11 protein-coding genes are annotated in these 10166 nt (G+C 66.5%); 1 reads left to right on the forward strand and 10 read right to left on the reverse strand.

What is annotated here, in order from left to right; genetic code table 11:
• Positions 1 to 134: 134 nt before the first annotated feature.
• The 8 genes from ACYDAT_RS14765 to ACYDAT_RS14800 all read right to left on the reverse strand — a co-directional run bounded on the left by ACYDAT_RS14765 (position 135) and on the right by ACYDAT_RS14800 (position 7680).
• Positions 135 to 1517, reverse strand: a complete 1383-nt coding sequence (locus tag ACYDAT_RS14765; protein WP_461451083.1) for a sensor histidine kinase — start codon at positions 1515 to 1517, stop codon at positions 135 to 137.
• Positions 1495 to 2184: a response regulator transcription factor gene (locus ACYDAT_RS14770; RefSeq protein ID WP_081126409.1), complete on the reverse strand. Its 690-nt coding sequence runs from the start codon at positions 2182 to 2184 to the stop codon at positions 1495 to 1497. Before ACYDAT_RS14770 ends, ACYDAT_RS14765 begins: the two co-directional genes overlap by 23 nt.
• Positions 2185 to 2232: 48 nt before the next feature.
• On the reverse strand, positions 2233 to 2712 hold the full coding sequence (locus ACYDAT_RS14775) for a hypothetical protein (protein WP_461442239.1): 480 nt from the start codon (positions 2710 to 2712) through the stop codon (positions 2233 to 2235).
• 632 nt (positions 2713 to 3344) lie between these two features.
• Positions 3345 to 4157, reverse strand: coding sequence for a bifunctional DNA-formamidopyrimidine glycosylase/DNA-(apurinic or apyrimidinic site) lyase (gene mutM, locus ACYDAT_RS14780; protein ID WP_461451085.1), 813 nt, complete (start codon positions 4155 to 4157; stop codon positions 3345 to 3347).
• Positions 4141 to 4653 carry a hypothetical protein gene (locus tag ACYDAT_RS14785; RefSeq protein ID WP_461439077.1) on the reverse strand — a complete coding sequence of 171 codons (513 nt, stop codon included), beginning with the start codon at positions 4651 to 4653 and terminating at the stop codon, positions 4141 to 4143. The genes mutM and ACYDAT_RS14785 overlap by 17 nt, the downstream gene beginning before the upstream one ends.
• Entirely contained in the window at positions 4653 to 5981 is a 1329-nt protein-coding gene (locus ACYDAT_RS14790) for a GldG family protein (protein WP_461451087.1), read from the reverse strand. The genes ACYDAT_RS14785 and ACYDAT_RS14790 overlap by 1 nt, the downstream gene beginning before the upstream one ends.
• Positions 5981 to 6736: an ABC transporter permease subunit gene (locus ACYDAT_RS14795; protein WP_461439079.1), complete on the reverse strand. Its 756-nt coding sequence runs from the start codon at positions 6734 to 6736 to the stop codon at positions 5981 to 5983. Before ACYDAT_RS14795 ends, ACYDAT_RS14790 begins: the two co-directional genes overlap by 1 nt.
• On the reverse strand, positions 6733 to 7680 hold the full coding sequence (locus ACYDAT_RS14800) for an ABC transporter ATP-binding protein (RefSeq protein WP_461451089.1): 948 nt from the start codon (positions 7678 to 7680) through the stop codon (positions 6733 to 6735). Before ACYDAT_RS14800 ends, ACYDAT_RS14795 begins: the two co-directional genes overlap by 4 nt.
• An 87-nt stretch (positions 7681 to 7767) precedes the next feature.
• Here ACYDAT_RS14800 and ACYDAT_RS14805 point away from each other — a divergent pair, with 87 nt between their 5' ends.
• Positions 7768 to 8958 (forward strand): DesA family fatty acid desaturase, encoded by a 1191-nt coding sequence (locus tag ACYDAT_RS14805; RefSeq protein ID WP_461451091.1) that lies wholly within the window; start codon positions 7768 to 7770, stop codon positions 8956 to 8958.
• Between the two features lie 298 nt (positions 8959 to 9256).
• Here the strand turns inward: ACYDAT_RS14805 and ACYDAT_RS14810 are convergent, their stop codons facing one another.
• Positions 9257 to 9718, reverse strand: coding sequence for a fasciclin domain-containing protein (locus tag ACYDAT_RS14810; RefSeq protein WP_461451093.1), 462 nt, complete (start codon positions 9716 to 9718; stop codon positions 9257 to 9259).
• A gap of 80 nt (positions 9719 to 9798) precedes the next feature.
• The coding region (locus ACYDAT_RS14815) for a GNAT family N-acetyltransferase (RefSeq protein ID WP_461451095.1) at positions 9799 to 10166 on the reverse strand (368 nt) is incomplete at its 5' end.

The following is a 10166-nucleotide window of genomic DNA, read 5'->3' on the forward strand; positions in this document are numbered from 1 at the left end:
GGTAGTGTGGCTCTAGCCATGCAAGAGTAGGTCACCGCCAAGGTTCCCATCCCCCAACGGGCCGATCTGTCGATCGGCCCGTCGGCTTTGCGGGGTCAGCAAAGGCAAAATGCGTGCTGTGCTCCGGAAACGCTTCAAATGCGTGAGGTCGCAAAGCGCAGGCTGATACGCAAGCCCGGTGCATTGTCGGTCAGTGTGAGCTCTGCGTCGTGTAGCTCCGCCACCGCACGCACCAACGCCAAGCCCAAGCCATTGCCGGCGGTGTGTCGGCTGCGGTCGAGGCGACGGAAGGGTTGCAGAACATTGTCGCGTTCCTCGACCGGGATTCCGGGGCCGTCGTCCGCAACGCTAGCGACGACATCCTGCGCTGTGCGGTGGATCTGCAGTCGGATGCGTGCGCTTTCGGATGTATGGCGGATCGCGTTTTCGATCAGATTGACAAAGGCTTGCACCAGCAGTTCGCGATCCCCCAGCACCACGATGTTCGGCTGCAAATTCAGATCGAGATGACGCCCCTCGGCCTCGGCCACCGGTGAATAGGCGTCGGCCAATTCGGTCAGCAAGGCGCCTAGATCGATGGCGACAAAGTCTGCTCGTGCTTCGCCAGATTCCACGCGCGCGATACGTAGCAAGGCCTGAAAGATCACCAGCAACTCGTCGATTTCCTGCAGTGCATCCTCAAGCAGAGTGTCAAGCTCGGTACCTGCTGCGGGCGGGTGTGCTCGTGCCGATTCCAATCTACGTCGCAGATGCGTCAGCGGCGTGCGCAAATCGTGGGCGATGTCGGCGCCGATGCGGCGCATCTCGCCCAGCAGTGCCTCGATGCGTTCCAGCATCTCATTGACGGTTTGGGCGATACGGTCGAATTCATCGCCGTTGCCGCGCACTGGCATGCGCCGTGACAGTTGGCCGGCGCTGATGGCTGCCGCGGTGTCACTCATGGCCGAGACGCGGCGCAGCATGCGCCGGCCAATCAGCGCACCCAGCGCAAGCGCAATTCCCACAGTCAGTAGCAGCACGCCGACGAAGGCACGCCCGTAACTCGCTTCGAGCTCATCGATGTAAGTGCGATCACGGCCAACCACGAGCAAATCGCCCTGCGCGGTGCCAAGGGCGAGCAGCGTCAGCGTGTGCACTGGCGCAAGGAGCCCGGTCGGTGAGGGACGCGCGCGAAAGGGGCGGTGCCACCATCCCGGCCCGGGCGGACGCCAGGCGAGATTGCCCGCCAAGCGCTGGCCGTTGGGCGCGAACAAAGCGTACCAACGCGGCAGCGGTGTATCCAGATCAACGCGCTGCTCGATTTCACTACGCAACGCCGCCTCACCGGAGTGCGATGCCAGTGAGGCGAGATCCAGCGCATCGGTGCGAATATCCTCGTGCAGACGCGCGCTAACGTTGCGGGTGACGCTTACATACAGCGCGCCAGCCATGAGCAGCGAGGCCAGCGCGAACAGGCCCGCCAGCAGCAGGCTGAGGCGGAAAAAACTGCTGGTCTTATTCGCTGACGCCGTCGACACGCACGCGATATCCGTAGCCGCGCACGGTTTCGATCAACTCGCTGCCGTTCCAGCCGCGATCGATCTTGGCCCGTAGCCGCGACATATGGGTTTCGACGACGCTGGTGCGCGGATCGAAATGGAAATGCCAGACCTGCTCCAGCAGCATGGTGCGCGTCACGACCTTGCCCGCATGCCGCATGAGACTTTCCAGCAGGCGGAACTCGGTCGGGGTGAGATCCATCGTCTCACCGTTGCGCGTGACGGTGCGACTGGCCACGTCCAGACGCAGCGGGCCAGCCTCGAACGTGGTTTGCACGGCGGCCAGCGGCGGGCGGCGACCCAATGCCTGCAGACGCGCCACCAACTCGGTGAACGCGAATGGTTTGCCGAGATAATCATCGGCACCGGCATTAAGCCCCTCGACGCGCTGCGGAGTTTCGATCAGCGCGGTGAGCATGATGATCGGCGAGCGCAGGTCCGCCGCGCGCAGCGCTTTGACCAAGCCGAGACCATCCAACTTGGGCAACATGCGATCCACCACCAGCGCATCAAACGCGCCCTGTGTCGCCATGAACAAACCTTCGTGGCCATCGTCGGCAGTCTCGACGTGGTAGCCCTCTTCTTCGAGTCCGCGCGCGATCCAGTCGCGGGTCTCGCCATCGTCCTCAACCACCAGAATGCGCATGGAGCACCTCGAAATGCCGGAGCGTTGCGCCGATAGGCGCTGGACGTATCAATTGCTGCTGGCGATCAACACGCGGCCTTTAATGGACTCGACCTTCCATATCTGGTTGCTGCCCGCATTATCGACCGTGAAGGACCAGTGCGGCCGGGATCCCTCGTAGCGAAGGCGGGCAGTCGTGACCATGCCGTAGGACGCGACGCGACGCAAGGCTTGGACAAGATCAAGCGGCGGACGTTCCCCGCGCACCGCCTGCATTTCATCGCCATGCAACCAGCGCTGCCAATGGCTTTGCCAGCGCAGATCGAGCAGGGTGCCGTCTCTGCGTGCCATCAGCACCACGGCCAGGCGCTGCGGCGCGACCGTGGTCACGCTGAGCACGGGCGCGCCGTGCAGGCAGGCGCTGTCCAGCGCCACCGCATAGCCGCCGCTGGTCATTTCGGCGCGCTGTACGATGACCGCGATCGCCGGCGCATCAGCCGCCACAGGCGCGCAGCCGGCGGCCATGGCGCCGTGCGGATGAAACAGCATGCCAAGCCAGTGCAGCCAACTGACCAGAAAATGAACCATGGGAACCTCGTGCAAACTGCCGTCACGATGCCGCACGATCGCCTACGCCGACGCGTCGCGCGCATTACTTTTTCGACAGCCTGCGGCGGCTTGTCGCTCTTGCGGGCAATTGATGGTGACCGAGGCGGTGTTGGCGCGTGAAATCGACACTGTCGGGGTCGGGCGCAACAGCGACTGCGCCAACCCCGACGCCTGACAATATTCAAGAAGATTCCGTGAGACCCTGATCGCCGCCGCCCTGCTGGCCGGCCTGAGCCTTTCCGGTGCGAGCTTTGCGCAAGATGCAGCGCCGTGGATGCGGCGCTTTGGCGCACACACCGTTGATCCGAAGTCGAACAATGGCACTCTCGCCAATGGTCGCGCTGAATTGGCACTCATGCCCAACAGCACGGTGTCGCCATTTCTAGGTGCGGGCGTGAACATGACCCTTCAGTACGCGCACCTACGGTTCGCTGGCCAGCGCGAGTTCGGCGAAGATTGATCCGCTGGTCTGCGGGCTGGGCCCCGGTTGCCGCTTCTGAGGCGCAGCGCAAGTTTGCAGGGAATGGCCTCCGGTGTGCCCATGGCCTTTATTGACCATCATTCGCGGCACTTCAATGCTGGCAGTGCGGGCAATAAAAGCTGCTGCGCTGTCCCAGCGCGATTACGCGTAGCGCGTGTCCGCAAGCCTTGCAAGGCTGGCCGGCGCGGCCGTAGACCGACAGTTCCTGCTCAAAATAGCCCGGTACGCCGTCCGGCGAGATGAAATCGCGCAGCGTGGTGCCACCACGCGCGATCGCGTACCCCAGGATGCGCTTGACCGCATCCGCCAGCGCCGCACAGCGCGCGCGGCTCACGCGCCCGGCGCCGCGCAGCGGATGTATTCCGGCCGCGAACAGCGCCTCGGCGGCGTAGATATTGCCCACGCCGACCACGATGCGCTGATCCATCAAAAAAGTCTTGATCGGCGCGCTGCGACCGTGCGCGCGATGCCACAGATAGTCGCCATCGAACTCCGCCGACAGCGGTTCCGGACCCAGCGTGGCCAATAACGGGTGCAGCATGCCAGGCGCCTGCCACAGCAGACAACCGAAGCGGCGCGGGTCGGTGTAGCGCAGCACGCGGCCGGAATCCAGCAACAAGTCGTAGTGATCGTGCTGGCCCGCGGGCAGGTTGGACGCGAGTACGCGCAGTGACCCCGACATGCCGAGATGGATCAGCGGGCTGCCGGCGGCGGTATGCAGCAGAAGATATTTGGCGCGGCGCTCGATGCGCGTGATGCGCTGCCCAGGCAGGATCTCTTGCAGGGTAGTCGGGACCGGCCAGCGCAAATCCGGCCGCCGCAGGGTCACGGCCAACACGCGGTGGCTCTCGACGTGCGGCAGCAGGCCGCGGCGCGTGGTTTCGACTTCAGGGAGTTCCGGCATGTGCGGCGGCTTGCGTGTTTTCGGTGCCAAGATAGGGACTGTAGCGCGCCGAGATCAGCGCCACGCGGCCATCCGGCACCTGCACATAGCGCTGCGGCGCCAGCGGCGCGAGTCCGCCGAAGGCGAGGCATGTGCCGTTCAGCCACAACACCGCAAGCGGCGGGGTCAGACCCAGGTGATCAGCGTGAACTGCGCGTGCCGGCAACCAGCGCAGCACCGGCGCTGCGGCAATTTGTGCCAACGCGTCGAGTTGTGCCGCATCCGCGCGCCGCGGTGGCGTGGCCTGTTGCCACCATACGCCACCGCGCTTGCGGAATTGCCGCGCGGCCATGCCTGGCAATTGCAGCGTGATGTGCGTGATCGTTTGCGGCGTGATCGCCAGCAGGTGTTGCGCGGCAAGTTGTGCCTGCTGCTGTCGCCACGACCAGCCGGCTGCCGTAATCAACACGAGCACGGCGACCAGCAACAGGATGCGCGCGCGCAGACGCCGCCGCATCAATGCCGCCGCCGCCGCAACCACAGCACACTGGCCAGCGCCAGCAGCAACAGCGGCAACGCCGCCAGCGTCAGCGTCAGCGCGTTCAAGCCGCGCTGGCCGATGTCGAGATGACGGTCGGGCGCGGCACGTGGCGGCAAGTGCACCAGTGTGTCGTCGCCCAGCAGCCAGTCGAAGATACGCGTGCCCAGTGCCGCGTTGCCGCCGTTGCCGAGAAAGGTGTTGGAGATGAAATCACCATCGCCGATCACCACCACGCGCTGCTCGGTGTGCAACGGATTGGCCGACAGCCGCGTCAGCGCGAAGCCGAAATCCAGCGGGCCACGCAGGTCGCCAGCGCTGGCCGAGTAAGCCGGTGGCGCACCCACGCCCGCGGCGGCGGTGTAACTCTGCGGCGAGGATCTCAGCAGTGGCGTGTACTTCCAATTGCCCTGCGTGCGTGCCAGTGCGACCACGCCCGGGAACGCCGCATCCAGCGCGAAGCCGCGCGTGATCGGGTCGGGCGGGTAGTGGCTGACCACCAGCACGCGCGGATCGCGTACTCCGGCCGCGGCGCCGCTGGGGTCGATGATCTCGCCGGGCAGCGCGCGGATGCCCAGCTCTCGCGCCAGCGGGGCCAGACCAAGATGCACGCTGCCGGGATCGGTCAGCCACAGCAGATTGCCGCCGTCGTGCAGCCACTGCACCAGCGCGTGCACCGCGTCGGGCGACAACTGTGCCAGCGGGCTGGCCAGCACCACCAGATTGGCGTTCTGCGGCACGCTGGCAACCTGCGCGAGATTCAACGGCAGCGCGCGCACGCCTTGCGCCGCCATTTGTGCCATGAAGCTGCCGAGGTCGGCATTGGCGCGACCCTCGGCGCTGCGTTCGCCGTCGCCGCTGACGAAAGCCACCAGACGTGTGCCGCCACGCGCCAGATTGGCCAGCGCGTCGGTGAAACTCTGATCGGACAACTGCGTCAGATGCAGGCTGCGATCGCCATAGCGCAGCACCAGTTCGCCATCGACGCTGATGCCGGCGGCGCGCACCGCAGCAGGGTCGGTGGCGGGATCGATGAAGCGCAGACTGAGGTTGGGCTTGTAGCGCTGGTAGCGCGCGATGAAGCCGCTGATGGTCGCGCGCAGGCCGCTGCCCGGGCTGGTGTAGCTGGTGACTTGCAGTGGCTGCCGCAAATCGCGCAGCACCGCGATGCTTTGTGGCGCGACGCTGGCGCGCGCTTCGTAGGTCCAGTCCCAGGTGGCGCTGTAACGCGTGCTCAGGTAGCCCAGCGCTGCTGCCGCGATCAGCAGCAGCGCATAGACCAGCAGCGCATCAAGACGCGCGCGCATCAGCCCAGCTCCCGTTCGCGGCCAAGCCGGTGCACGGCCAGGCTCAGCGCCAGCGCGATCAGGATGCCGAAATAGGCCATGTCGCTGGTGCTCACCAGGCCGCGCAGCAGCGGCTGCAGATGTGTCGGCAGGCTGATCCAGCCCAACAGCGGCCCGGCCAATTGCGGCGCGCGGCCCTGCGCCACGCCGGCCCACAGTGCCAGAGTCAGCGCCAGTGCCAGCGCCGCCGCCAGCGGCGGTTGCCGCGTGTAGCTGGAGCAGGCCACGCCGACCGCGAGCAGACCCGCCAGCAGCAGCGCGATGCCCAGTGTGGCCGCCGCCAGCTTGCCCCAATCCAGCGTCGTGGCCGGTGCCAGCAACAGTGGCAGCAGCAGCACCAGTGCCAGCAGAGCCAACAGCCACAGCAACTGCGCCAGATATTTTCCGAGCACGATGCTGCGCGCGGAAAGCCCCTGCGCCAGCAGCAGCGACAGGGTGCCGGCGCGACGCTCGCCGGCTAGCGCCTGCATGCTCAGCAGCGGCACCAGCAGCAGCGCGATCTCGGCGAATTGCGCCAGCAGCGGTACGGCGACGATGTCGGTGAAACCTGGCGCGGCCGGCAGCATGGCAAGGCGATCCTGCGCCTTGAGGAAGGCACCCACGGCGAGCAGCTCATTCCAGCCCAGCCAGGCCAATACCGCCGCCGCCAGCAGCCACGGCCACGGGCGCAGCAACAGTCGGCGCAGTTCCAGGCGCAGCACCGCCAGCGTGCTCATGCGGCGCGCTCGCCGCGGCTGGCGGCGATATCCATGAACACGCGCGCAAGCGGTGGCGTGGCCGGTTCCAGCCCGAGCAGCGTCAGGTTGGCGCCAACCAGCGTGCGCGCCAGTAGCGCCGCATCGGCGTCGTTGCGCAGTTGCACGCGCAGATGTTGCGCGTCCTCGACCTCGACGGCTTCGGCCAGCGCCGTCAACGCAGCGCGCGCGGGTTCGGTCTGCCTGGTGTCCAGCGTCACGCGCCAGATTGCGTGTGCGGCGCGCAGTGGCGCATCGTGGCGCAGCTCGCCCTGATGCAGGATGGCCGCGCGGGAGCACAGCGCGGTGACCTCGGCCAGCAGATGCGTGGACAACACGATTGCAGCGCCGGCGGCGGCACGCTCGCGCAGCAGACCGCGCAGATTTTCGGTTTGCACGGGGTCGAGGCCGGTGCCGGGTTCGTCAAGGATCAGCACATCAGGCTGATGCAGCAGCGCGCAGGCCAGACCGACGCGCTGGCGCTGGCCCAGCGACAACTGTGCGCACAGACGCCGCGCCAGCGGCGCCAGATCCAGACGCTGCAGCAGTGCTTCGCGCGGCGCCGCCAGCGCCTTGCCGCGCAGGCCGCGCAGATGGCCGTGTGCATCAAGCTGTTCGCGCACACTCAGCTCCGGCCACAGCGGCGCGTGTTCAGGCAGATAGCCGATGTGATGGCGCGCACGTTCCGGCGCTTCGCCCAGATCGGCGCCATTCAGTTCCACGCGTCCACCACTCGGCGCGAGCACGCCGGCCATCAGCATCAGCGTGGTCGATTTGCCGGCACCATTGACGCCGAGCAGGCCCAGCACCTCGCCCGCGGCCAGATGCAGCGTGGTTGGCTTGAGGACCACGCGGCCAGCGCGGCGACGGCTGACCGCGTGCAGGGCGAGCCGGGGTGGGAGAGACGACATGGAACAGATTGTCATGGGCAGACGCCGCGCACCGCAACCATGCTGGCAGGTACGGCGGGCGGGGTTTAAACTTTGTCGCCTTCGCGCTTTCGTGATCTTTCCATGCTCGATACCTTACTGAACTTTCTTGCGCACGGCCTCATTGACGCCAGCTTCGGCGCCATGGCGCTGTATCTGCTAGTGGTGACGCAACTGACCATTCTCTCGGTCACGCTGTATCTGCATCGCAGCCAAGCGCATCGCGGCGTGGATTTTCATCCGCTCATCGCGCACTTTTTTCGTTTCTGGGCGTGGCTGACCACGGCCATGGTCACCAAGCAGTGGGTGGCGGTGCATCGCAAGCACCACGCCAAGGTCGAGACCGAGGAAGACCCGCACAGCCCGATGGTGTTCGGCATCAAGCGCGTGTTCTGGCAGGGCGTGGAGCTGTATCGCGTCGCCGCCAGCGACAAGGCCATTGAGGAAAAGTACGGCCGCGGCACCCCCGATGACTGGATCGAGCGCCACGTGTATGCGCGCTATTCCGATATGGGTCCGACTCTGCTGGCGTTGATCAGCATCGCGCTGTTCGGTTTCTGGGGCCTCGCCATCTGGGCTATCCAGATGCTGTGGATTCCGTTCTGGGCAGCCGGCTTCGTCAACGGTCTCGGCCACTATTGGGGCTACCGCAACTTCGAGTCGGCGGATACCTCGACCAACCTTTTGCCGTGGGGTCTGTGGATCGGTGGTGAGGAGCTGCACAACAATCACCACGCGTTTCCCAGCTCGGCCAAGTTCGCGCTGCGCAAGTTCGAGGTCGACATTGGCTGGGTGGTGATTCGCGGCTTGCAGGCGCTGCGTCTGGCCAAGGTGCTGCGCGTCGCACCGTCGCTGGATGTGCGCCCTAACGTGCACCTGCCTGATTCAGAAACGCTCAGGGCTGTGCTCACGCACCGTTTCCATGCGCTCACCGATTACTACCGTCAGGTGATCATGCCCACGCTCAAGGACGAGGCGGCGCAGGCCAGCGAGCGCGTGCGCGCGGTACCGGCCAAGCTGCGTCGTGCATTGGCCGACGGCGGGCGCTGGCTCGATGGCGAGGGCCGTCAGCGCATGCAAACGCTCATTGAGCGCCGCCCGACGCTGCGCACCGTGATCGAGTTTCGCGCGCGGCTGGTTGCCTCGCTGGACCAGCGCGTGCCCGAGCAGGCGCTGAAGAACCTGCAACAGTGGGTGCGCGAGGCTGAAGCCAGTGGCATCGCCGTGTTGCAGCAGTACGCTGCGCGCCTGAAGGCTTACGCGTTGCACGCCTGAAATCACGCGGCGTGCGTGGCTCCGCGCTGCGGGGCGTGGCGCTTGTCAATTCGCGTTCGCGCCGCTGCATTCAGCCCGGCGCGCTTGATCATGCGCGACGCTTGGCGAAGAAAGCGTCCACGGCGTGGTGCTGTTGGTTGCGGGAATCTCGCTGCGCGGCAGTCCGCAGGTCGATGCGCTCGCGGCGCAGAGCGGCGAGCTATTGCTGCGCGCGCTGGCCACGCAGCCGGCTGCGCTGGTGGTCAGCGCCCACCGACGATCACCCCGCGCTGGAAGAGGTCGCGAGCACGGACGATATTCAAGGTGCAAACGGCAGCAGCGGCTGCGTCAGCACGTAGATCAGGCCGTTGTCGGCCCGCACTGCCGCGCCGCGCACCGGGGCATCATCGGCCACAAGCTGCCCGGCCGTGCCCTGCAACTGCACGCCACTGCCGGCAAGACTGCGCGGCGCCTGCGCCACGGACGTGCTGGCGGGCAGCACGCGCCCCGGCACCAGGTGGTGTTCCAGCCAGTTGCGCAGGGCCGGCAGATCCTGCGCGCGATATGGCGGTGGCGGCAACGCCGGTGCACTGTCCGCGGGCGCGAACACGGTCCACTGGCCCTGACGCAGGCGCGCATCCAGGCCGGTCGCCTTGAGCGCAGCGGTGAAGCGCGACAGCTCCGGCTGCGCAACCAGCGTGGTGGCAACAACGGCGGCTTGCGCCGAAAAACTCAGCAACAAGCCCAGCAAAAGCGCGTTGGCAGCACGGGCGATACGCATGATGCAGTCATCACGGAATCATTACGACGCCTAGCCTAGCGCGACTTGCGCCCGCGCGTCCGTGGCCAGCGCGAACGCCGTCACGAAGCGCCGAATTCCTGCTCGAACAATGCGTAAGCCGTGCGCCGCATGCCCAGCGCGGCGTAACTGCGTTGCGCGCGCGTGTTGTCCTGCTCCACGTAAAGGCGCAAGCCCACGGCACCGGCACTTTGCGCGCGCGTTCGCGTGGCCACGTGCAAGGCGCGATAAACGCCGCCGCACCGTGCCTCGGGCAACACATAAACGCTCTGGATCCACCAGAAATCACCGCCGCGCCAGTCGCTCCATTCGTAGCTGACCATGAGCGTGCCGACGCGCGCGCCGGCGCGTTCGGCGATCAGATAGAACCCGCGCGCTGGTTGCGCCAGTAGCGTCTGCACGCCGCGCGCGAGGCACGCCGCATCGAGCT

Source organism: Metallibacterium sp., from assembly GCF_054637675.1.

Bases quoted from the DNA above. Each gene is read 5' to 3' on its own strand.
- ACYDAT_RS14770 (WP_081126409.1), bottom strand. From the start codon at position 2,184: ATGCGCATTCTGGTGGTTGAGGACGATGGCGAGACCCGCGACTGGATC.
- ACYDAT_RS14775 (WP_461442239.1), bottom strand. From the start codon at position 2,712: ATGCTGTTTCATCCGCACGGCGCCATGGCCGCCGGCTGCGCGCCTGTG.
- mutM (WP_461451085.1), bottom strand. From the start codon at position 4,157: ATGCCGGAACTCCCTGAAGTCGAAACCACGCGCCGCGGCCTGCTGCCG.
- ACYDAT_RS14785 (WP_461439077.1), bottom strand. From the start codon at position 4,653: ATGCGGCGGCGTCTGCGCGCGCGCATCCTGTTGCTGGTCGCCGTGCTC.
- ACYDAT_RS14790 (WP_461451087.1), bottom strand. From the start codon at position 5,981: ATGCGCGCGCGTCTTGATGCGCTGCTGGTCTATGCGCTGCTGCTGATC.
- ACYDAT_RS14795 (WP_461439079.1), bottom strand. From the start codon at position 6,736: ATGAGCACGCTGGCGGTGCTGCGCCTGGAACTGCGCCGACTGTTGCTG.
- ACYDAT_RS14800 (WP_461451089.1), bottom strand. From the start codon at position 7,680: ATGACAATCTGTTCCATGTCGTCTCTCCCACCCCGGCTCGCCCTGCAC.
- ACYDAT_RS14805 (WP_461451091.1), top strand. From the start codon at position 7,768: ATGCTCGATACCTTACTGAACTTTCTTGCGCACGGCCTCATTGACGCC.
- ACYDAT_RS14810 (WP_461451093.1), bottom strand. From the start codon at position 9,718: ATGCGTATCGCCCGTGCTGCCAACGCGCTTTTGCTGGGCTTGTTGCTG.